Here is a 23,436-nt window from a genome sequence, read left to right as displayed (position 1 = left end):
TGAGCTGTATTATTTTAAGGGGCAGTTACAGAATTCACTCATCAGTTCTGTATTCGTCACCTCGGTAAATATGGTTACCAAAGGCTATATATTATTGGAAGTCGACCTCGGGATGAGGAGCGCCCGGGCAGCGACCATGATTTTGTCTCGGTTATAGAAGATGATGCTCCTGCAGGAATCCTTACAGGAAGGAATACAGAATTAATGTTTGAGCTGGATCGTTCGCGAAGGAAACTAGGTTTGGGAAAAATCGATTTAATCGTTGCTAAACGTTACCGCTTTGAGGAGTCAAAGCCTCCGCCGGAGGACCTCGTGCCATATGCTTGTGCACGTGATGGTAGAATACTTTGGGAGCGAGCCGAAGGTTAATAACGTCTGGGAAGTCCAGTCTGAGGATGGGATATTAGTGGAATTCCCAGAGTTTCTAGACATCTTTAACGGTTGTAGGGTAGTGTTATCTAAACATTAGTTTTATTCTTTATTCTATAAAATTATCCGAAATCGTGAACATCACTCGAATTTGTATGATACTTTATTTATTAGTTAAAGAAGATGTGTAATATAAAATCAATGACTTAATCCAAATCTAGTATCAAACTTTATTCCTAAGTAACACCTTTTTATTAGTGTAAATAAATGTACGGCTCTTTGTTTAACGCGTTTGGGCCCGAACTCGCCACCTTAGTATTTTAACTCGCTCACGCTCTTGCCCATTTGACAAATTGAAACATTTTTGCAACATTTAACTGTGTATCATTACGCTGGTTGCGTGGTGTCTTACATTTTACAAAAATGACAAGGAGCAGCTTTATGAAGCTACTTATCGCAACAGTTTTCTCTCTTATGTCGTTCGTCGCTCTAGCCAGCCAAACGTTGCCGCCATGCTCAAATAATGTGTGTACTCAAGTAGAACACAACAAAGACTTAGAAAAGCTCTCGGTGCTGGTCTGGGATGATAAAGGACATATCCTGCATTCAAGCGAAGTGAATTTAGATAGAACCGCAAAATTAGTGCACAGTAACAGTGAAAATGGTCTTTTAAACGCCAATGACATAGATACCTCTAGTTCAAGTAACCCACCTGCTCCTTGTGTTTCTGGTGCTTGTTCGTCGTCGTCATCGACAACTTACACTACCGCTACTCACATTGTGACGGTTACCATCACTTTTACTTATGAAAACGGCGAGCTAGTCGGTGTGAGCACGAGTACGACCCGAGTTCCGCGTCGAGCTGCTGAGATAAGCTAATTGGGGATAGAACGCCAAGACAAGTGCATTAGCCCCTTAATAAAATGGGCACTCGTTAATCAGCGAACAAATTAGATACCCCTGCAATAGGGTATCTAATGTTTTTTTGCTGAAAAGAAGCAGTGATTGCTTGATAAGTTTTAGTGTCGACTGCCCATATCGTCATCTTCTGAGCTGCCTGCCAGCAAACGTGTAAGTTCTACGCAACTGACTATCTTGTTATTTTTTATGGTGAAATTAGCAAAAACCTCAAACGAGCATTGTTCTCCATCACTCTTTTCGATATCTACATGATGCTGAGTAAAAACGGTATCGTCTTCTGATGCCAGCGCGAGAATGTTCAGTATCATTTTCTTTGTATGGCGTTTCAGCAGTGCCATATGCTCGACAAACTGATGGTAATCCAGGCTAACGCCATTCACCCTTTGTTGATACTTTTCAGAAAAGTAATGCTCCAATAACTTTGCGTCGTGCTCTGGGTTTCCGATAACGTGCTGCAATGCGTTGATGACAAAATTGCGTGTGTTCATTTGTTCATACTCCTAATTGATCCAACGCATGCAGTATACAAAGTGAAACGCTAGGCCTATTATCGCTATTAAGACATTAAATATCTTTAAGTGGCCATTTTTGTGCATATCGAAGCGTTAAGCCATGTTCGGCAACATGAAACACCCTGGCATAGTCATTCGGCGGGTCAGTTTTATTGGTTGACGCGCGGAATTTTTGTCATCGAAACTGAGCAGGCACAGTGGACGTTAACGTCGGGGTCTCTGGGGTGGTTTCCTGAAAAGTTGGCTCATAAAGCTCGTGCGTTATCTACTGTGCAGGGCTATATCTTTCGAGTTAACTCGATGGATAATATGGCGTTGCATAATAAGCCTAAGATTTGCCGCATAGATTTTTTTATACAGGCAATTTTGCAAAAATTGACGTCTTTAGCTGTTGACTATCCAACTGAATACTTAGCACACCTCACAGAGTTATTGGCGTACGAAGCTATGCGCACTGCAGAGCTGTCTTTGTGTTTACCGTTGCCCGCTGATCGTCGTGCTCGCCATATTGCCGACGAGTTACTTGAAGAGCCTGCAAGCCAAAAAAGTCAAGCTGCGTTAGCCAACAAGTGGGGGGTGAGTATACGCACGTTAAGTCGATTATTTATGGAGCAAACGGGTTTGAGTTTTAGTCAGTGGCGGCAGCAAGCTAAATTGCTAACGTCGCTGCAATGGATTGATGCGGGATTAGCCATTAGCGAAGTTTCAGCGTTATGCGGTTATGCCACGGTTAGTGCCTACATTAAGGCATTTCGCGAGCGCTTTAGAGAAACACCGAGGCAGTTTCAAGTGAAAGTTAATTGATTTGTAAATAGGAATCAATTGCAATAACATGTGTTGCCTTTATGTTCTACATGGAATTGCTTATGTTTTCGCTATCGTTAAATCAATTTAAACGTGGTTCTCTGTGGCTGGCGATGATGGCTGTGTCGGGGTCGGTTTGGGCACAACAAACTGAAGCCGAACCGTCGATTGAGCGGATTGAAGTATATGCTGACTCTTATCGCACCACGGGTACCAAGTCGGCACTGACACCCTTACAAGCACCGATGAGTTATGAGGTTTACGACAGCGAACTATTACAGCTTAGGGCTGTAGACAGTGTCAACGAAGCGCTGCGTTATGTACCCGGGGTGACGCCTGAAAGCCGTGGTACGGTGACAATTTTTGACCAGTATAGTATTCGTGGTTTTCAAAGTTACCGGAATTATTACGATGGCTTACAATTGCCATATAACAACTTGTGGAACTTGGCTGCACAAGTTGATGCTTATGCGAGTGAGCGTATTGAGGTATTAAAAGGACCAACCTCGGTACTTTATGGTTCAGCACCTCCTGGCGGTATGGTTAATCAGGTCGCCAAATTACCATTGAGCACTGAACAAACCAGTTTGCGCTTACGTGCGGGTACGCAAAGTTTGGCGGAAATTGGTATTGATCATAATGGTATTAGCGATATTGCTGATTACCGTGTGGTCGCGTTAGCTCGTCAGCGCGATGGACAAATGCAAACTACCGAGGAAGAACGCTATTTGTTGGCGCCTTCGGCCACCTTTCAACTGGCAGAACGCACAAGTTTAAACCTCAACCTTTATTATCAGCGCGATCCTAGGGCTATACCGTCGACGCCATTACCTGCTGAAGGTACGGTATTAAACGCTGACTGGGGTCGCTTAGACAGTGATGCCTATGCCGGTGATGGCAACTGGAATAATGTTGACCGGAGCATCGGTATGGTTGGCTATAAGTTTAATCACCAGTTTGCTAACGGTTTAACTTTTTTGCAAAATTTTCGCTATACCGATGGCGAGTTATTACAACGCAATAGCTATCATTTTGCCCCAGCAGGACGCACCTTGACGCGTGCGGCTTATCGCACAGACGAAAGTATGAATGGCTATACCGTCGATAACCAGTTGGCGTTTGAGTTGAGTCATGGCGAGGTGACGCACGCGGTATTAGTCGGTGTTGACTACCAGACGTTAAATTCCGATGTACGCTATCGTGATACTTTTGGTGCGAATACACCCACTATCGATCTTGCTGCTCCCGATCACCATCAATTTGATATAGCGGCGCTAGAGGCCAGTTTTGCTTACGACCAACTGAACGATATAGAACAAACTCAGGTGGGTTATTACTTACAGGATGAGATCAGTGTTGCTAACTGGGTACTGCTAGCTAACTTACGCCATGACCAATACGAGAGTACAGACAAACAACAAGCGGCGGGCGCTGAAACGATAACCGATATCGATCAGAGTGAAACCAGTGTTCGTTTAGCTGTGATTTACAATTTTGAGAACGGTATTCGCCCCTATGTTAACTATGCCACTTCGTACGAGCCGACCTCTGGAGTGGACACCAACACCGGTGCGGCTTTCAAGCCCACTACCGCAGAGCAATTTGAGGTGGGGTTAAAGTACGCTGGAGAGCGAGTTCAAATTACCTCGGCTTACTTTGATATCACACAAGAGAATGTGGTGGTTAACACGCCTGATTTTATGCAATACACACAGACAGGCGAAGTGACTTCGACCGGCTTTGAGTTATCGCTTGCTGGCCAAGTCAGCGAGGATTTGGAGTTATTGGCAACCTATAATCATCAGGATGTCGAGGTGAGTGATAACCCATTAAACCCCAATTTAGTAGGAAAAACGCCTGTTTGGGTGGCCGATAAACAAGCGTCATTGTGGGCGACTTATTACCTTAATGACCGCTTTGATGTCAGCGCTGGTATTCGTTTTGTTGGAGAGAGCGCTCTGGATGCAGAGAATACCGCTACAGTGCCTAGCTATACGTTAGGTGATATCGCTATGACTTACCGGATTAATCCAACTATGCGTATTGGCTTGTCGGTTAATAATGTTACCAATGAGCGTTATGTGGGCGCTTGCTCCGACGCCACCAATTGCTGGATGGGCATGGAACGAACGGCAGAACTCACACTTAACCTTGATTTATAAAAGCGAACGCGCGGATGCCTGCGAGTCATCCGCACGTTTGGTGTTAATTGTCACCACCCGCTATTAGCTATAATCCGACGAAGTTTTCGGCATCTTGGTTGGTGCACCAGTCCCACGCCATTTGTGATAGTTCGGGTGCGCTGTCGGCATCACCGCGCGCCATTTTCCAATGTTCGTCACCTAGCGCTAAAATCTTTGCGTTAATGGTGTCTTGGTAGGTGCCGGTATTGGTTGGAAAGAACTGGTCGAGTTGCTTACGATTTTGTTCTGCGGTGACGTAATAGTCGTCGGGGTTATCTTTTACGCCGGCGATGGTCTTTGCCACCATATTGGTTTTTAGCACCATGTCTGAGCAACTGTTCCAGCGCGCTTGTAGTCGTTCACCGTGTTCAGATTGGTCGTCGTCATGGGGTGTTTTTCCCGGATTATCGTAAATATAATCCCATGGTTTATCCATCGATTGTTCGGGTGCGGTCTGCGCTTGAGCCGCGCCGCAAATGACCACTGTGGTAAAAGCGAGAGTCGTACAAAGTCGTTTCATTGGTCGTTTCCTTACAGGTTTCCTTACGCCTGTTGCTGACAATACGGCTGCTCATCTGGATGTTAATGGACGTCAGCATGCGTTAAGTCACTCTAGTAAAACGCCGAAAAGCCGTCAACGACGGCTTGGTTAAGGTTTGTAAAGTACTGATAACGGTGACCATTTAGTCAATCCCATCAGCCGCCTTGGGCGGCACATCTTTAATATATTGTTTACTCGTTAACGTCGTAACCCAGCGCCCGGAATCGCCTTGCACACGATAGGTTTGCTTTAGTGTGTAACTAAACAGCACGTTATTTTCGATACGCTGCCAAACTTGGGTCCGAATATCGCCATCTTGCGGTTGCACTGGTTTGTTGGCTGGTAATTGATTGATTAGGTTATCTTGCTGTATTTGCATCCACTGCTGCTCATCGGCGCTTACTTGAGCGGTCATTAAAAAAGCAAAAAAGGTTATCAAAATAGTCTTTAATCTCATAAAAATCCCCTGGTTACTGGTCGTTGAAAGCTGTCATCAATGGCGTGTTTAACCTTAATATTGCAGTAGTCGTTTAGGTTTTTGCCTGCGGCTAATTGCTGTCGTATGTCGTTCATCACGCTAATGCGCGCATCGCGTGAGCGCCGCTCGGTGTCACTTGCCGCTTGCCCAACGCACTTTAACCGTCGTGATTTCGCTAAAAAGGAAGGGATCATCGGCAATTAATCCTGTAGCGATCTTAGCCGTGGTCGAACATCCCGATAGGGTTATGATTATGATGAGGGTGGTCATCCGCCAAGTCGTCATCACTCGTTCACAACAAGACTAGCTGAGCGAAAATTGAGTAGCAGCCGTAGTTTGTGTACGCCGTTCACTACGACTGGTTGGCTGATAACGCTGACTGGTTGCGAGAAACTATCGACCAGCTCACGGGTAAACGGCATGATAGATTCGGTGTTGCGAACGGCAAGTGTTGCTGCACATAGCTGTCTATTGCAAGCTATGTTAGTGAGTGCTAACTCGTTATGTATGGTTTGAATATCAAGCAGCGTTTCTGTCAGTGCCAGTGTTTGTTCAAGCCCTGAGTTGTCATTAGCTAAGCGGTCAATTAACGCATTAAAGTCCGCTTGCCGTAAGGCCCGATTAGCCGCATCCAGCGCTAATCCCTGAGGGGCTGATAGCGTTAAGATTAGATTGTCTAAGACTTTATTATCATCAGTTTCTGTGCTTCTCTTTAGTGTTGGTTCAACAGTAATTTCTGCTTGCTTTTGGCCTAGTTTTAATGGGACAGAGATCGTGCTAGCGTTGTTTTTTGATTCATGAACGCTGACATCATTAGGGGCTTGTTCTGGTATAAAGAAAGCCAAAAAAATCGCTACGGCTAGGCACGCCACAATGGTAATTTTCTTCATAACTAATTTGCCGTTTAAAAAAACTTTCAGCACTAGCTAATTTCAATTGCTTCACGTTGCAGAAGAGCCACTGTGCCGCCGCAACAATCTTGAATTGTCATGGGTGGCCCGGTGTTGATACTGCACGAGTTAGAGCACTCGTAAGTCTTTCCATTGACGCTCACCCTGTCGGCGTATATCGCGCCTGAAAATAATGTTGGACCGAGTAAAAGGAATGGAGTTAGATGACGTTTATGCATCTTTAGCCTCTTTTTTTGTGGTGTCTCAAAGAACAACTGACCACAAACTGATTCCCTTCAGGCGCTTTTGACATGAACTAAACGATTAAGGATATAAAGTTGGCATTCTCCATTACTTGCAGTGAAATGGCGTAGCGTTGTTAGGCGATCATTAACGCCAAACCTGCCCTGTTTTTATCCGTCGCAGCGCCCGTTCAGCGGCTAGCTTGGCGGAACTGCGGCTAGCTTGACCACCCATTATTTGCACGCTAATGGTATCGTTTTCAAACCATACCAGTAGCGAGGGTTGTGCGGTGGTTAGCCAGTAAGCTTTATCACCGATGCCTTGCACGGGCTCACCGGCACGGCTGGCGCGCTCAAGCAGATAGTCATCGGTCAAATTGTGTTGCCAAGACAGGGTTAATTGAAACGGCTCTTCGGTGGTGTTGCTAAGGTTGAGGTCGTTTCTCACCCAGACACAGCTTGAATGCGAAGGCTCATCTTTTTCATCGACGATCTGTACCCCTTTTTTAGTGGGTATGTGATCAAGCACTTCTTTTTCGGTCAGTAGTTGGCAGGCGCGCGCCGATGATTGATTGGGTCGCATATCGGCAGATGACGAGACCGACTGTGCGATGGCGGTTGCAGTGAAAAAACCACTGCTGACAAAGACGCCCAACAATAAAACCTTGGCCAACATGCAATTGTCCTCCAGACGCGAGTTATACAGTTAAAGTTATCATTCTACCCTAGGGGCTTATATCGCCACTGGCAAGTTATCGGTGCAGTTTGCAAGCGTCTGCTGTTTGACAACTGCCGGCATTTTTTCGATGCTGTTGAGCCGCAAGCAAGGCAGTCGCCATTGTCGTTATCAGGAGAGTCGTGATGCATCCTAAACAAGGCTTTATGCAGCAATTGGGCATTCAATATCCGATCATTCAAGCGCCGATGGCCGGGGTATCGACCCCTGCATTAGCCGCCGCGGTAAGCAATGCGGGCGGCTTAGGTTCGTTAGGCTTAGGCGCCAGCAGTGTCGAGCAAGTTGAACAGCAATTGCTGGCAACGCGAAAACTTACCGATAAACCGATTAATTTAAACTTTTTCTGCCATCAACCGGCACAAGCCGACGCCGATAAAGAAGCCGCTTGGCTTCGCCACTTGCAACCCTTTTTTGCCGAGTTTGGCGCCACCGCCCCAAGCCATTTAAAACTGCCTTATTTAAGTTTTGATGAGCAACCCGAACTGCTGCAACTGTTATTGCAGCAGCGCCCCGCCGTGGTCAGTTTTCATTTTGGGTTACCGGCACAAGCCGCCATCGACGCGCTTAGCGACGCAGGCATCGTCACCATCGCTTGTGCCACCACGCTCGACGAAGCGCTAGTCGCACAGGCGTTGGGCATCGACGCGGTGGTCGCACAAGGAGCCGAGGCTGGCGGTCACCGCGGCGTGTTTAAGCCCGAAGACGGCGATTTAGAGTTGGGGTTAATGGCATTGCTGACGCAACTTAACGAGCAATTGCAAATACCGCTGATTGCCGCTGGCGGCATCATGAATGGTCAAGCTATCGCCGCGGCGTTGCAATTGGGAGCACAGGCCGTGCAGCTTGGTACGGCATTTATTTTGACCCCGGAATCGGCAGCCAAAGCGGGTCACCGACAAGCATTAACTGGTGCGGCTAGTGGTCGCACCGCTATTACCAGTGCTATTTCAGGGCGTCCGGCACGTGGCATCGTTAATCGCTTTTATCGCGAGGTCGATAGCCAGCAGGCGCCCGCGCTGCCGGCTTACCCGATTGCTTATGACGCCGGCAAAGCGCTGACTGCGGCAGCGCTGGCTAAGGGTAATGAGCAGTTCGGCGCGTATTGGGCGGGTCAGGCCGCGGCGCTGGCGCGGCAACTACCGGCCGCCGAACTGATGGCCTTGCTGGTTAAAGAATGGCATGCAGCGTCGAGGTAATACTAATGCCAATAAAGGTGGCAATAGCATAACCCAACACGCCCACCAGCATGCCGGGACTCACTAAGTGTCGCCAACCCTGTCCGGCGGCAATGGCTGCTGCTGCAGATGGCCCCAAAATGCAGGCGCTGGATGCGATCATCAGTTCTGCTAACGAGAACTTAAAGTAGGCGCCGACCACCACCAGAATAACAATATGCACGATCACCAGTATCGCTAAAAAGCCAACGATAGGGATGGCCGAGGCGGCCATAACGCTTAAATCGGCGCTGGCGCCGATGGCGGCAAAAAAGATATACATAAAGATGGTGCCAGCATGATAGTCAAAGCGCAGTTGGTCGCGCCAACGCTGTGGCGCAAAGTTGGCAAACAATAACGACAATACCGTAATGGCAATGATGAACATGCCCTCGACCGGGATCAGCGCGGCAATTGCGTAACCTATTGCGCAAATTACTGCGCTGAGGGTCAGGCTGGCAACCACGCCGGCTTCGGTGATGGTGCGTGGCACGGCGTCGTCTGGTCGCGCTTGCTGCTGTTGTTCGGTTAAGCTGGCATGGCTAAAACGGCGGCTAATAAAGTTGATGGTGGGCAACAGCATCAACGCGCCCAAAAAGAAAATGGCGCCGATGGCGTCGGCGGTGAGCGTCGATAAATACCAAGAAGAGTCGGTAAACCCCACCGCTTGCGCTGTGGCGACAAAGTTGGCGCTACCACCGATGTAACTGGCGCTGAGAACACCAACGATTTCCGATTCAAAGACACCGAGGTCGAGCACGCTTAAGGCTACGCCGGCGCCGATAATGGTCGCCACCACCGCTAGCGTAAAGGCGCCGAGCATAGCGCGGCATTCGGTTAATGCACGTTTAATATCGGCGCTAAACAGCAACAAGGGTATTGCGAGCGGTACGAGGACACTATTGATGGCATCGTAAACCGGTGTTTTGCTAGGTAAAACGCCGAGGTTGCCTAACGCAAAACTGAGAAACAATATGATCAGCGGTGCCGATATTTTTGCACCCCAACGCGTTTTCTCGCACTGATAACTAAACCAGACAATCAAAAAAATTAGCGCCAGTATTAATAGCACCGGTGGCGAGTCTATCATCACTGCTCCTTATACCGTGTGGCTAGCACACGGTGATTATTGTTATGAATGGCAGGTGTTGCGGGTTTAACTCACTTGCTGTAATTGCGTTAATGCGCTGTCGTCGATAGTCGCACCCAAACCCGGGCTATCGGATAGGCTGATGACGCCACCATCCTCGATGGGCGCATGCATGCCGCCGATAACCGGGTCCTCGGCTAAACAAAAACCGGCATCTAAGTCGATAAAGCAAATATTGCTTTTCGCCATCGCGAAGTGCGCTGCCGCGGTTAACCCTAACCGACTCTCGGCGAAGCAACCTATCATACAGCGAAGACCGGCTGCCTGAGCAAGGTTGTTGATTTTTATCGCGGTATCAATACCACCTGACTTAGCCAGCTTGATATTCAGATAATCGACGGCATCCTGTTTGATTAAGCGCAGTGCGTCGTGGTCGCTAAACACACTTTCGTCGGCGCAAATGGGGATAGGCGAGGCTTTTCGTAGTCGGGCGAAGCCGTCGATATCCCACGCCGCCAGAGGTTGTTCGACGTATTGCAGATTTAGCCCTTGCATCGCGCGAATGTTCGCCATGGCTTCGGCGTAATGCCAACCCTGATTGCAGTCGATGCGGATGGCGACCTCGTCGCCGACCGCCTCGCGCACCGCTCGAACATGTTCAACATCGATTAAGTCGGCGCGGCCGGTTTTGAGTTTGATCGCGCTAAAGCCCTGCTTGACCCAGCCAAGGGCAGCATCGACGGTGTCGCTGACGCGGGCTTGATTACCGATAGTGGCGTCGGTGACTAAACGGCGATGTTCGCCACCCAAGTAGCGGTAAAGCGGCAAGCCAGCGTGTTGCGCGCGCAAGTCATAAAGCGCCATATCAAAGGCGCTACGAATACAGCTTGCGGCGGGACTAAACTGTGTTAGCTGGCGCAGGCGCGCATCGCAGGCTAAGGCGTCCTGCTGTAGCAGCAACGGAGCGATTTCTTGACCTAAGGCATAGCTGCTTTGTTGGCTGTCACCGGTAATCGGCGACATTGGGCTGGTTTCACCCCAACCGCTAAGACCGTTGTCGGTGTGAATACGTACCACCACGTTACGCGCGGCATCAAGTACGCCGATTGGCGTTTTACAGGGTTCGGTCATGGCAATATTGAGTAGAGCCACGTCCACGGCGATGATTTTCATACGGATTACCTGTTGTTTATGATTATTATCGGGTGAAATTTGATTCAGCAATAAAAAACCGTGAAAAACAAAAATAACGCTGCTATATTCTCAAGTAAAGCTGTTTAATTGATTTTTGTCGAGAGGTTAAGCCGGTACTCTCGTTAACAGTTTCACTCACCGATAGCAGCGCAACAGGCTCAGTTCTGCCCGTAGCAAAGGGCAACGAGTGCTGCGCCACGAGGGATATGATAATGACAACAACAATGAAGTATCTGGCTCGCGCAATAGGTTATTCACTGTACAGCCTACCGGTTTTTGCCTTAGCGTCGCCGCTAGCACAAGCACAGCAAGTCAGCGATAACGCCGCCGAACAATCGGTTGAGCGTATCGAAGTGACCACCTCGCGGCGGGTGGAAACCATTCAAGAAGTTCCGGCGGCGGTAGTGGCTGCCGACCCCGATGATTTTTTAAAGCGCGGGATGACCTCGGTGACCGATGTCATCGAGCAGGCTCCAGGCTTTTATTTTAGTAGTGTTACTGGTCAACAAGGCCGCGGTAGCATCAGTGCCCGCGGTGTTACCCAGCAAGATGACTCGGCGGTGACGGCGATTTATCTAGACGATGTACCGCTGACCAGTAACAACAGTTTTGCCGCCGGTGGCCGCTTGTTCTTTGATGGCTTACTGGGCGACATCGAGCGGGTGGAGTTGATCAAGGGACCGCAAGGCACGTTATATGGCGCAACCGCGATTGCCGGTGCGGTAAGATATATTACCAAAGCGCCCGAATTGTACGAAGGTCGGGGACAGATAACAGCTGATTTTTCGCACACCAAGAACGGCGATATGAATCAGATGTATCGCGGCTTTTATAGCTTTCCGCTGATCGAAGATACGCTCGGTCTGACCTTATCGGCGTACTCGCGTGATGACGGCGGTTATGTTGACCAAGTCGATCCTGCTAATGGTAACGTCATCCGGGAAAATGCTAATGAAGCGGATGACCACGGTTATTCCGCCGATTTGCTCTATAAACCGACCGATAAACTCAGTATTCGTGTTAAAGGCTTACGCCAAGAGTCATCATTCGGCTTAAGCTCGGCGGTACGTATTGCTAATGTCGATAAAGAGGAAACCTATGGTGAGTTTAAATCAGACAGTGCTTACGGTAGCGATGAATTAACACAGACCTTATGGTCGGCTAGCTTACGCTATTCAATGGACTTCGCTGACCTTGATATAGTCAGTAGCCGTGCCGAGTACGAGAGTAACAACCAACAAGATGTGGTGTCGTTGTACGGTCCGTTGTTAGAGCAGGTCGAGGGTTTAGATCCGGGTACCATTACCTCAGCGCCGTTAAGCTTGGACGTTGGGTCGGAGAAGACCTCCCACGAGGTGCGCTTAACCTCGGTCAGCAGCGATCAGTTTGAGTGGTTAGCGGGCGCGTTTTATACCCACGAAGAAACTCAAAATAATCAAAACCTAGTCGGTATGCCGGGCGAGATCTTAGCCGTTTATGCTGCCTTTCCGAGTGACTATAAAGAATACGCGGCGTTCGGTAATGTCACCTATTATCTGCGACCCGACTTTGATGTCACCGCGGGCATGCGTATTTCGCGCACCGAACAGTCGTTGGTCTTTATTCAGGATGGTGTGCTGTTAGGCGGCGAGAGCGTGGAGAATTTGGATACCGCCAAAGATACCGTCGAGACGTACTTGCTAACCGCGCGTTATCGGCCGAGCAGCGACACCGCTTTTTATGCTCGGGTAGCCAGCGGTTACCGCCCCGCTTCGGCCAACCTGACGGTGTATAACCCATTCACCAACGAGCAGTTATCGCAACCGGTGGTCGAGCAAGACGACTTGTGGAGTTACGAAGTCGGTGTCAAGGGTTCGGCGTTGGACGATAAGCTCAGTTATGAAACGGCGCTGTATTACATTGACTGGAAGAACTTTCAAACCAATGTCACCTTTTTTGGTGTGACCACCGGTGGTAACGCCGATAACGGTATTACCGTCAAAGGCTTTGAGAATTCGTTAGTCTACCAATTTAACCGTGACTTAAGCTGGAATTTGGGTTTGTCATACAGCGATAGCACCTTAAACGAAGATGAGCCGACACTGTTTGGCGAAAAAGGTGCGCAGGTGCCGAACGTACCTAAATGGACAGTATCGTCGGGCTTACAGTATTGGTATTCGGTGTCTGATAACGTCGATGGTTGGTTATCACTGAACGCGCGCTATAAAGACGAAACGGTGTCGGCCTTTAGCAATGGTGACCCCAGCAATCCGTCGGTTAATGTTAATAGCGATGCGTATACGCTGGTTAACTTAACGGCTGGCTTTGAATGGCAGGATCTGTCGGTCAGCGTGTACGTGAACAACTTGTTTGACCGTCAGGCTTACACGCGCTACAACGCCACCGCGGTGTCTGGAACCGACGTGGTGGATATTACCGCTATTCCGTTACAACCACGTAAAATCGGCGTGTCCTTCAGTTATTCGTTCTGATCCACGTTGGTAGCCGCTATGCCTGCTTGCAGACGTTTTATAAGACTAAATCTTGAGTGTAAAACTTCTTATTCTGGATGATGGCATTGAACATGCGTTCTTCGGTCTGTTCGATCATGTCGTAAGCCGAAGCTTTAATACGCTTTTTGTCGTCGCTTTTGATCAATTCTAAAGCCAGTGTTTGCTGTTCGCCGGAATAGGGAAAAGCGTTTTGGGTTTTGATGTAAATCCAGTAAATGCGCATGGCGGTGTCTTCTAACTGGCGTATCCAGTCTGTCATTAACGGATAGCCAGCCGCTTCGCACAGCGCCATATTCAGTTCTTTGTTAGCTTTTAACAGCTTTAACGACGATTGGTCGTCGCGAATCGGCAGCAACTCTTGGATTTGTTTGTTCAGGGCATCAATTCTAGCAAAATCGGCCTTAGCGCCGGTCATCGAAATCGCTTCTGGCAGCAGCATTTTACGCAGCATGAAGTTTTGGCGGATATCAAACAGCGTTAACGGCGCTACTTGGGTGACCCGGGGCGATAAGGTAACCAAGAAATGCTGTGCCACTAAACGTTCCATCAAGTTACGTGCGATGGTACGGCTAATGCCAAAAGTCTCGCTGAGAATATTTTCTGACACTTTTTGGCTGGGCGGCAGCGTTTGCGTCACGATGGCATCCATGATCAGGCCATAAGGGTCGAGCTCTTCTGCGTTATCCATGAGGTTCTCTTTTTTGCTAAGCATGCGTTACTGATGGTGTTGCTGACTGCCTGCTGATCCTAAACCAGATAGTCAGCTTTCGCTATCAACAGCACCGTTATTAAGTCATTATGGCGGCTTTTTCATTATATTGCAGCCTTAATTTGTATTTTGGCTGTACAATTTGGTGGCGTTGTGCTGTAGTGACTACTAGCAGTACCGATTGATCGTTATGCAGTCGTTAAGCCTGTTGCGTCGCAACGCCAGCGTGGATTTAACGTTAACTCAATCGCCAATCAACAATAACAACAAGCATTTGCAACCTAAGTTGCAAGGAGAACTGCATGCAGATCGCTGATTTTACTGTAAGCACGTTGCCTGCCCGTGCCTGTCGTGCGGTGCTGATGGGGCTGATGTTGTTAACCCCAGCGGTTAGCGCCAACGCACAACAAGACGTGTCTTTTGAAGATATCGAAAGCTACATTGATGGTACCGTCGAGGCGCAACGCGCGGTATTAGAAATTCCTGCGGTGACGGTGTCGGTAGTGCATCAAGGGCAACTGATTTTTTCTAAAGGCTACGGCATTGCCGATAACGACGCCGACAAACCGGTCAACGCGGAAACCTCGTTATTTCGTATCGGTTCTATTTCTAAGTTGTTTACCTGGACTGCAGTGATGCAGTTACATGAGCAGGGTAAGCTGGATTTGGATGCCGATGTTAACCAGTATCTTGATTTTCGTATCCCTGACACCTTCGAACAGCCCATTACTCTGCGCCATATTCTGACGCACACCGCCGGTTTTGAGGACGGTGCGCTGGGTTATTTGATTCAGTATTACCCGAATAAAGGCATTGCCTTAGAACAGGCTATGCAAAAATACATGCCAGCGCGGTTAAATCCGCCGGGCAAAGTGTCGTCGTATTCTAACTACGCGACCGCACTGGCCGGATTGATTGTGCAACGCGTCTCGGGTGAACCCTTTAGCGAATACGTACAACGTCACATTTTTGAACCGTTGGCGATGCATAACTCAAGTTTCGAAGAGCCGTTGCCCGAGACCATTCGCGCTAATATGGTAAAAGGCTATATACGTGAGCAGGGCGTGTTAAGCGAGCAGCCGTTCGAGATGATCGATTCATTTAGCCCGGCTGGCGCCATGTCATCGTCGGCAAACGATATGGCGCGTTTTATGCTGGCGCATTTAAACAACGGCGTGCTAGATGGCCAGCGTATTTTGCAAGCCGATACCGCACAGCTGATGCACTCACCGTTATTTCATGGCGATGAGCGTTTAAGCGGTATGGCTTATGGCTTTTACGAAGAACACATCAATGGTCACCGGTTGATCGGCCACGGCGGTGACACCATGCAGTTCCATTCCAACTTATTGTTGGATGAAGAACAGCAGTTGGGTATTTTTGTGTCTTACATGACCACCACCGATAGTCAGGCTCGTGGTGCTTTTATCGAGCAGTTTTACGACCATTATTTTCCCTATCAAGATGAAAAGCTGACCGCGCCTGCCGACTTTGCCGAGCGTGCCGGACAATATGCCGGTAGCTATATTTTCTGGCGTCGTAACGACAGTACAATCGAAAAAGCGATGGGGTTATTAAGCGGCGGCGTCAGTGTGACACCCACGGCAGATAATACCCTACTAGTCGATGGCCCGTTTGATGCGCGCCAATATGTCGAGATCGACGACAATCTGTTTCGCCAAGTCGATGGTGATGAACTGATCGCATTTGTACCCGATGAACAAGGTCAAATGACGACCATGTATTACGATAGCTTGCCGTTTATGTCGTTACAGCGCACACCGCTGTTGGCGACTACGCCTTTTAAAGTGTTATTGCCGCTACTTAGTCTGTTGTTGTTCGTTCATGTTTTGATCAGTTGGTGCTATAAACGCAAGCATTACAAAACATTGAGCGGCTCGCAGCGTTGGTTGCGTCGCAGTGCACAGCTAACCAGTCTGGCTAACGTCACTTTTGTGGTACTGACCAGCGTGATTTTGATCAGCTATGGCGAAGCACTGTTTACCGGCTTTCCGTGGTTATTCAAAGCCAACTTGATCTTCCCTATCATTGCTAGCTTATTGGCGTTGCTGACGCTGGTGTTGTTGGTTAAGAGCTTAGTTGCTGGTGAGTTAAGTTGGGGGCGCAAGATTTATTATGGTTTGGTCACCCTAGCCGGCCTGTATATGCTGCTGTTCTATTATTATTGGAACATTTTAGGCTGGAATTATATCGCTTAGCCGATAACTTAACGCCGCACACAAAGCTGATACCTATTGCGGTATCAGCTTTTTTTGTTGGCTTGACTTAAGCGCCGGAGGGGGTAGATTAAGGATATTGAGTTTAAGGATATCACTGATGTTTAATCCCGCTGCCCGCAGGGCATTTGCACACACCTGTCCAACTTAAGCCGGTCGTATCAATAGCGCGGATACGGCCGGCCGTATTCGTGTTTTCTCTTCTTGTTGTTCGAATCTCAGAAACACCCTCTATAGCGCCTAGTTAATCTCAGAATTTAGCAGTGTGAAAAGGAAATAATCATGCAACCCTTACCGAGTATTGTGTTGTCCGAGTTGGACGTCTGTCGTATTGAACGTTTACTTGATGAAGATGTGATCAATGAACAAGTCCATGAGTTATTAGAGCAAGAACTCAGCCGGGCATTGGTGTTAGTCCCCAAGGCCATTCCACCCGAACGGGTGTCGATGAACTCGACCTTACGCTTTCGTATTGTGGAAAGCGGCGCTAGCTTTGAGCGCACCTTGTGTTATCCAAAGGATTGGCGCAATGCGCAGCAGCACCTATCAATTTTATCCAATGTGGGTAGCGGATTGATTGGTTTAGCGGAGGGTGACCGTATCTACTGGCCGAACCGCGATAGCCATTTTACGCTGGAAGTATTAGCGGTGCTCAATCAACCCGAGCGCAACGGCGATTATCATCTTTAACCCCGCCATCTTTGTTTTAATCAACACAACCATAGTGATAGCAAATGCAATCACCAGATCTGGCTAAACCTGCTAGATCTGGTTGATGGTGATGCTCGAACGCGATCAACGCTAGCCATCTGCTTATATTTAGAAAGACTAAAAACTCATTCCACTATTGATAATAACTATCATTTTCATTAGCATTTAAAGGTTAGCGCCCAAACTATCTTTTTTGTTGCCTTATAGCTATTAGTCACTGGAATATTTATGAAACGCTTATCTTTTAAAACTGCCATATTATCGGTGTCGGTTGTCAATTTGTTGATGATCACCCCTACTCATGCTGCCGATGAGCCGCAAAATAGTATTGAGAAAATAACCATTACCGGTGAAAAAACACGCCGCTCAGCGCAAGAAACAGCCGCCAGTGTAGATGTCACTACCTCACTGCAGATGGAGCGAGAAAACATTCAATCGCTATATGACATCATCAATAAAACGCCAAACGTATCATCGATGTATGGTAATCGAGGCTTCACGATTCGCGGTATTAGTAATGAATCCGGTGCAGAAAACCCATTAGCGTCTATATATATCGATGGTGTGCCATTACCCAACCAAATGACAGATACTGGCCCGAGCGATTTATGGGATGTTGCGCAAGTAGAAGTGTTACGTGGCCCACAATCAACGATTCAAGGTGAAAATGCGTTAGCGGGTGCGGTGGTGGTTAATACCAATGATCCGACCATGTATTGGGATGGACGTGCGCGAGTGCAATGGTCGGATCCTGATGATAAGCGGTTATCAGTGGCTGTCGGCGGTCCCTTGGTCGAGCAAGAGTTAGCATTTCGTGTCGCTGCCGACAAACGTCTATTTAAAGGTTTCATTTATAACCCGACTCGTGATGAATATATCGACGAAGTAAATTCGTTGTTATTACGCGGCAAGTTGCTGTGGACGCCGAAAGCTCTGGACGGTTTACGGGTGCTATTTAACTATACTCGCGACAAGCGCGATGGACCTTATATGTATAGTTACAATCATTTAAATGAGTCCGATAAAATTAATACATCGAACCGCGATACGAGCTCCGATGCGCTAACAGAAATGCTCTCGTTAAACGTTGATTATCAACTGGATGAGCAGTGGCTATTATCATCGGCGACTTCGTACAGCCGTCCTGACGTACAACGTGTTTATGATATTGATTTAAGCCCAGCAGATAACAACTATGGTTTTCAAGACAACCACTATAAAGTCTTTACCCAAGAGTTCCGGGCTAACTATCAAGGGCAAGCGTTAAACGCGCTGATGGGCGTGTATTTGTCACGACACGATAATCATGCCGCGTTGGCGACGCGCAGTAATATTGAAACCCCTATTCCTACCATTGCTGGTGTACTGCAAGGTTATGGACTGGATAGCGATACCGCTACAGCAATTGCTGTCAATTACGGACAAGCGCTGCCGCAGATACCGGTGGACTATCAATCCCTGAATGACAGTACATCGGAAAATCAGGCGCTATTTGTTGACGTAGACTATCAATTCAACGATGCCTGGACGCTGTTAGCTGGATTTCGCTACGACCATCAGCAGTATAGCTTTGCGTCGGATGTCGACTCTGACTTTGCCGGTACCTTACCCGATCCGACCTTTTTTGGTAGCGAAGGTAGCCAGCTATATCAACTCATTGGCGGTATCAACAATGCGGTTTTAGGATTAGTGGCTCAAGCTAGCGGTAGTAATCCCGAAACCGAGATCAGCACCGATACATTTTTACCCAAATTCGGTGTTCGCTATACGTTTGATGATGATAAATCATTAACGGCGACTTATCAGAAAGCATACCGCTCTGGCGGCAGTAGCTTAAATATTGCGCGTAGCGAAGTGGTTGCCTATGAACCTGAATATACCGACAACTATGAGTTAGCGTGGCGACAATTACTACCCAGCGTGGATGGTGTATTTAATGCCAACGTTTATTACGTTGACTGGAAAGATAAACAAGTTGTCGCTAATTTCGGTTTAAATTCCTATGACACGCATACGGTTAATGCTGGTAATGCGCACTTATATGGCGCCGAAGCGACCTTTAAACAGCAACTCAATAATGACATTAGCTGGTATTTGTCTTACGGCTATTCTCGCACCCAGTTTGACCATTTTGATACGGTTGTTGACGGTTCGATTACCAGCTATGCCGGTGAAGAATTTACCTTTGCTCCTAACCATACCGCTTCAGCAGGTGTTAATGTTTATATTACCGACCAAGTCAGTTGGAACGTTAATGCAAGCTATCGTAGCGAGGTTTATACCGCCATCGGAGCAAACCGTACCGAAGAATCATCACGAACAATCGTTAATACACGTTTAGCTTACGATAGTCAGAATTGGAGCGCGTATCTGTTTTCTAATAACTTATTTGATAACAGTTACATCCAATACCGATTTAGCGACGGCGTCAATGCCATCACCAGCGCGCCTCGCGTTGTGGGGGTTGGCGTAGAAGCGCGTTGGTGAGTAAAAACTAAGTGATCAGCCATAACAACCGCCGATATCGCTTTGTTGGCCTCGGTGAACTCGTCGCGCGTCACCAATAATGCGTAGTGCCGACATCACCACAATGCTAGCGATAGTTAAGGCAATCACCAGATCTGGCCATGCTTGCTGGGTCTGGTTGACGGCTATAGCGGATATAATAACGCCGACGTTCATGAGCATATCGTTGCGCGAGCAAATCCAGCTGGCGCGAATGTTAATGTCGCCGCGACGAAAGCGATATAGCAGGACAAAACAGATCACGTTCACTAACAGCGCAATGAGCGCAACTATTAAAATCATTTGTACTTGTGGTTGGCTACCCAGCAGCCAACGTTTTATCACATCAACGATGACGAGTAAGGCCAGCAGCAGTTGTAGTACACCATTTAAGGTGGCGGCGTTGGCTTTGTGTCGGAGCGTTTTACCAACTGCATACAAACTGACTGCATATACCAAAGTATCGGCCAGCATATCCAGCGAGTCGGCCAACAGTCCACTAGACTGAGCCAACCAACCAGCGACAAATTCGACCACGAACATCACGCCGTTTAACGCTAAGACTATCCATAATAAACGTTTTTGTGCGTTATCCATGGCTGTTTGGTTATTGACGCCACAACAACTACTCATATTTGACCTCGTTGGGATAGAAGTTATGATGGCGCTAGCATAAAGCTTCTAGTTGTTAGAGGGTCAAGCGTATGAGAATTCAGGCTGTGTCAGCGCAAACAGGGTTAACCGATAAGACCATTCGTTATTATGAGGATATTGACTTGTTGCCGACGGTGCCGCGTCAGGGCAATGGCTATCGAAATTATCGGCAGGAGGATGTTGAGCGTTTGCAGTTTATTAAGCGTTGCCGCGAATTACAGATCCCACTGGACGATATTGCAAATCTATTAGCGTTAAAAGCCGACCCCGGCCATTCCTGCCGAGAAGTGGATGACTTGGTGGTCAAACAATTACAGGCGGTCGAGCAAAAAATAGCAGCGTTACAGCAATTACAGCAGCAGTTGCAACAACTGTCGTTAAGCTGCCGGCAGCACCGGGTTGCCGATTGTGAAGTGCTAAAAAAACTATCGTTACACGACAACGAAGTTAAGACTTACTCAGCCGGATAATAATAGACCCGACTAATCAGCCCGTCGCTGAATTCATAAACGGTGACACTTTGTTGCTGCTCGGGTTTGCCGGCTTTTTCCCAACTGGCTTTTTCGATAGTGGTGACACGTTGTTTTGAGGCTTGAATCGATAGTAATTCGGTGCGGCAGCTCGGGCATTCGGTAAAGAAGGTGTTGACCACGTCTAACATGGCTTCTTTATCGGTCACACGCGGCTTTACGCCCTCGCCTTCGATGGCAAGCCATTGCACATCGTCACTCAACAAGCGGCCGATGGTTTGGCTATCGTGTTGATTAAAGGCGGTCAGCAGTTGTTGTACAGCGCGTTTATTGGCGTCGGTACTGGCTTGCGCTAACACAGGGGTGGCGATGAGCATGACCAGACCGAGCATCGCGGCTACAGGTTTAAACATGGTGGTTCTCCTTGCCTGAATAATTCGACCACAACTTGCCTATAAGCCTGTAAAAATAGCGCTTAATGCGCAATCAGTTTTGCACAGTTTAACGTTTAGCTGGTTAACTGGACATTGGATCGAGACTTAACAACAGCCGCTTAGTCGCCTTATTTTGTATGGCTGGAGAGCGATGTACTAAGCCGTTACCAGCGTTGCCCGGCCAAGCTTCGCCCTTCAATAGCATCACCTCGCCGCAGCTCGCATAACGCGGTTGCTCGGTCAATGCGGTCATACTCTGACGAGCGACATCGTCATTGGCTAACCATTCGGTGGCAGCGCCGTGATAGGTGCATAACCAACGACACATCAGTTTATCGACGTGAAATTTAGGGCACATAGCGTTATCTAAAACACGTAAGCGTAAACCAATGTTGTTCGCATCAAACAGTACCATCGCCATTGCCACCAATAACTGTACATCGTCGATAAGTTGGTGGCGCGCAGCGTGCTCGGGTAAGTGTCGTTCTAACAAGTGTCTGACGCTGTGTTCGTCTACTTGACGGTTTAACGATAACGGTGTTGTTTGGCACAGGTACTGAGCATAGTGCTGTAGCGGCGCGGACAATGAGCGCTGCCAACAGGCAGCATTGACACCGTCATCAAAAAACCGTGTGAGTATACTCACGTCTTCGCCGTGTGGGGCGTGCTCGGCAACGGTTTGGTGAGCAAGCATCATTGGATCTCCCAGGCTGGAAAGGGGTCATTCAACTGGCGCCAGCCGCTCGGTCCTTGCGCCAGCTCGTCGTCATTCAATAAGCAGGCGTCTAATTGCGCTATCACTTGTCGTTGATCGAGGTGTTGACCAATAAACACTAGTTCTTGGCGCATATCGCCGTAAGGTTCTTGCCAATCGGACATAATGGCGTTGATTGACGCGGCATCTTGTGGCCAACGGCTATCAGGTACTGCCGCCCAAAAGTAGCCAGCCGCGCCATAGCGCGCGATACCGCCGGCTTGATGCCATTGCCCCACCACTCGTGGGCGTGAGGCTAGCCAGAAGAACCCCTTCGAACGCAGCAAGCGACCTTGTTGCCACTGTTGGTGGATAAAGCGATAAAACTTATCAGGATGAAAAGGACGGCGGGCACGATAGACAAAGCTACTAATGCCGTATTCTTCGGTTTCGGGTGTGTGTTCGCCGCGTAACTCTTTTAACCAACCAGGGGCTTGTTGGGCTTTTTCAAAACTAAACCGTTGCGTGCCCAGTATGGCTTTTAACGGCACTTGACCGTGGCTAATCGGTAAGATTTCAACCGTTGGATTAAGGGCTTTGAGTACCTGCGTGACACGCTGTAAATGTTGTTCATCGACCAGATCGACTTTGCTGAGCAGGATAATGTCGCAAAACTCAATTTGATCGATTAATAAGTCGCTGATACTTCGGTCATCATCATCGCCTAAATGCTCGCCGGTTTCGTGCAACGAGCGAGCTTGTTCATATTCATTTAAAAAGTTGTAGGCATCGACCACCGTTACCATGGTATCTAAGCGGGCAATGTCTGAAAGACTTTGCCCTTCTTCATTACTGAAAGTAAAGGTTTCGGCTACTGGCAGCGGCTCGGAAATGCCAGTCGACTCAATCACCAGATAATCAAACTCGCCGCTGGCAGCTAACTTATCAACTTCTACTAACAAGTCTTCACGCAGCGTGCAGCAAATGCAGCCGTTGCTCATCTCCACCAACTTTTGCTCGGTACGGTTAATACTGACGGTTTTGTTGACCTCGGCGGCGTCAATGTTGACTTCGCTCATGTCATTTACAATCACGGCAACTTTGAGTCCCTCGCGATTACTTAATATGTGATTCAGCACGGTCGTTTTGCCGGCGCCTAAAAAGCCAGAAAGTACGGTCACGGGTAAAGGATTTGTCGCTGCCATGGGAGCCTCACCATATCGAATTGATTAATATGTTATAACATAACACATGCGTCAATGACGAGAGCATTCCTTTTTACTAAAATGCTGCTGCGACAATTTGTCACGTTCTCAGCTCAGCTTAGCCTTCGTATACTGCTATCACTTTGTTAAA

Annotated in this window: 21 protein-coding genes; 9 read left to right on the top strand and 12 right to left on the bottom strand. The window is 48.1% G+C overall.

Translation table 11 applies throughout. The features are described 5' to 3' along the window. The first annotated feature begins 810 nt into the window (after positions 1–810). Entirely contained in the window at positions 811–1,248 is a 438-nt protein-coding gene (locus tag A10D4_RS14135) for a hypothetical protein (protein ID WP_156812161.1), read from the top strand. A gap of 140 nt (positions 1,249–1,388) precedes the next feature. On the opposite strand, the gene A10D4_RS12225 is transcribed toward A10D4_RS14135, so the two are convergent. Beyond that, entirely contained in the window at positions 1,389–1,778 is a 390-nt protein-coding gene (locus A10D4_RS12225; protein WP_008489869.1) for a nuclear transport factor 2 family protein, read from the bottom strand. Between the two features lie 90 nt (positions 1,779–1,868). Between A10D4_RS12225 and A10D4_RS12220 the strand changes: the two genes are divergently transcribed. Continuing rightward, a complete protein-coding gene (locus A10D4_RS12220; protein WP_008489868.1) occupies positions 1,869–2,606 on the top strand; it encodes an AraC family transcriptional regulator in 738 nt (245 codons plus the stop codon). Between the two features lie 62 nt (positions 2,607–2,668). Beyond that, entirely contained in the window at positions 2,669–4,768 is a 2,100-nt protein-coding gene (locus tag A10D4_RS12215) for a TonB-dependent siderophore receptor (RefSeq protein ID WP_008489867.1), read from the top strand. A 67-nt stretch (positions 4,769–4,835) separates the two neighbouring features. Here A10D4_RS12215 and A10D4_RS12210 read toward each other — a convergent pair whose 3' ends face one another. From A10D4_RS12210 to A10D4_RS12190, 4 genes are all read right to left on the bottom strand, one after another. Next, the gene (locus A10D4_RS12210) at positions 4,836–5,309 is read right to left on the bottom strand and encodes a hypothetical protein (protein ID WP_008489866.1); all 474 of its coding nucleotides are present in this window, start codon (positions 5,307–5,309) and stop codon (positions 4,836–4,838) included. A 163-nt stretch (positions 5,310–5,472) separates the two neighbouring features. Beyond that, a complete protein-coding gene (locus A10D4_RS12205; RefSeq protein ID WP_008489865.1) occupies positions 5,473–5,787 on the bottom strand; it encodes a hypothetical protein in 315 nt (104 codons plus the stop codon). A 305-nt stretch (positions 5,788–6,092) separates the two neighbouring features. Then, the gene (locus tag A10D4_RS12195) at positions 6,093–6,698 is read right to left on the bottom strand and encodes a hypothetical protein (protein WP_156812160.1); all 606 of its coding nucleotides are present in this window, start codon (positions 6,696–6,698) and stop codon (positions 6,093–6,095) included. Between the two features lie 390 nt (positions 6,699–7,088). Continuing rightward, a complete protein-coding gene (locus tag A10D4_RS12190) occupies positions 7,089–7,616 on the bottom strand; it encodes a hypothetical protein (protein WP_008489862.1) in 528 nt (175 codons plus the stop codon). 185 nt (positions 7,617–7,801) lie between these two features. Here A10D4_RS12190 and A10D4_RS12185 point away from each other — a divergent pair, with 185 nt between their 5' ends. After that, positions 7,802–8,872, top strand: a complete 1,071-nt coding sequence (locus A10D4_RS12185; RefSeq protein ID WP_008489861.1) for an NAD(P)H-dependent flavin oxidoreductase — start codon at positions 7,802–7,804, stop codon at positions 8,870–8,872. Here the strand turns inward: A10D4_RS12185 and A10D4_RS12180 are convergent. Both A10D4_RS12180 and A10D4_RS12175 read right to left on the bottom strand, forming a co-directional pair. Further along, complete coding sequence (locus A10D4_RS12180; protein WP_008489860.1) at positions 8,844–9,980, bottom strand: DUF819 family protein; 1,137 nt, start codon at positions 9,978–9,980, stop codon at positions 8,844–8,846. The genes A10D4_RS12185 and A10D4_RS12180 overlap by 29 nt on opposite strands. A 66-nt stretch (positions 9,981–10,046) precedes the next feature. After that, positions 10,047–11,153 (bottom strand): mandelate racemase/muconate lactonizing enzyme family protein, encoded by a 1,107-nt coding sequence (locus A10D4_RS12175; protein WP_008489858.1) that lies wholly within the window; start codon positions 11,151–11,153, stop codon positions 10,047–10,049. Positions 11,154–11,386: 233 nt separating this feature from the next. On the opposite strand from A10D4_RS12175, the gene A10D4_RS12170 reads away from it, so the two are divergent. Next, entirely contained in the window at positions 11,387–13,645 is a 2,259-nt protein-coding gene (locus tag A10D4_RS12170; protein ID WP_192811531.1) for a TonB-dependent receptor, read from the top strand. Positions 13,646–13,682: 37 nt separating this feature from the next. On the opposite strand, the gene A10D4_RS12165 is transcribed toward A10D4_RS12170, so the two are convergent. Then, entirely contained in the window at positions 13,683–14,354 is a 672-nt protein-coding gene (locus A10D4_RS12165; protein ID WP_008489856.1) for a GntR family transcriptional regulator, read from the bottom strand. Between the two features lie 323 nt (positions 14,355–14,677). Here A10D4_RS12165 and A10D4_RS12160 point away from each other — a divergent pair, with 323 nt between their 5' ends. From A10D4_RS12160 to A10D4_RS12150, 3 genes are all read left to right on the top strand, one after another. After that, positions 14,678–16,594: a serine hydrolase domain-containing protein gene (locus A10D4_RS12160; RefSeq protein WP_008489855.1), complete on the top strand. Its 1,917-nt coding sequence runs from the start codon at positions 14,678–14,680 to the stop codon at positions 16,592–16,594. 300 nt (positions 16,595–16,894) lie between these two features. Continuing rightward, a complete protein-coding gene (rnk, locus tag A10D4_RS12155) occupies positions 16,895–17,302 on the top strand; it encodes a nucleoside diphosphate kinase regulator (protein ID WP_008489854.1) in 408 nt (135 codons plus the stop codon). Positions 17,303–17,551: 249 nt separating this feature from the next. Next, positions 17,552–19,810, top strand: a complete 2,259-nt coding sequence (locus A10D4_RS12150) for a TonB-dependent receptor (protein WP_008489853.1) — start codon at positions 17,552–17,554, stop codon at positions 19,808–19,810. Between the two features lie 15 nt (positions 19,811–19,825). Here A10D4_RS12150 and A10D4_RS12145 read toward each other — a convergent pair whose 3' ends face one another. After that, the gene (locus A10D4_RS12145; RefSeq protein ID WP_008489851.1) at positions 19,826–20,461 is read right to left on the bottom strand and encodes a cation diffusion facilitator family transporter; all 636 of its coding nucleotides are present in this window, start codon (positions 20,459–20,461) and stop codon (positions 19,826–19,828) included. Between the two features lie 71 nt (positions 20,462–20,532). On the opposite strand from A10D4_RS12145, the gene A10D4_RS12140 reads away from it, so the two are divergent. Further along, positions 20,533–20,952, top strand: coding sequence for a MerR family DNA-binding protein (locus tag A10D4_RS12140; protein WP_008489850.1), 420 nt, complete (start codon positions 20,533–20,535; stop codon positions 20,950–20,952). On the opposite strand, the gene A10D4_RS12135 is transcribed toward A10D4_RS12140, so the two are convergent. The 3 genes from A10D4_RS12135 to zigA form a co-directional block, all read right to left on the bottom strand. Further along, positions 20,937–21,365, bottom strand: coding sequence for a nuclear transport factor 2 family protein (locus A10D4_RS12135; RefSeq protein WP_008489849.1), 429 nt, complete (start codon positions 21,363–21,365; stop codon positions 20,937–20,939). The genes A10D4_RS12140 and A10D4_RS12135 overlap by 16 nt on opposite strands. A gap of 103 nt (positions 21,366–21,468) precedes the next feature. Continuing rightward, entirely contained in the window at positions 21,469–22,083 is a 615-nt protein-coding gene (locus tag A10D4_RS12130; RefSeq protein WP_051002123.1) for a DUF1826 domain-containing protein, read from the bottom strand. Beyond that, positions 22,080–23,285, bottom strand: a complete 1,206-nt coding sequence (gene zigA / locus A10D4_RS12125; RefSeq protein ID WP_008489847.1) for a zinc metallochaperone GTPase ZigA — start codon at positions 23,283–23,285, stop codon at positions 22,080–22,082. The genes A10D4_RS12130 and zigA overlap by 4 nt, the downstream gene beginning before the upstream one ends. Positions 23,286–23,436: the final 151 nt, after the last annotated feature.

The organism is Idiomarina xiamenensis 10-D-4 (genome assembly GCF_000299895.1).
GTDB classification, from domain to species: Bacteria; Pseudomonadota; Gammaproteobacteria; order Enterobacterales; family Alteromonadaceae; genus Idiomarina; species Idiomarina xiamenensis.
This window is presented reverse-complemented; position numbering and strand designations above follow the sequence as displayed.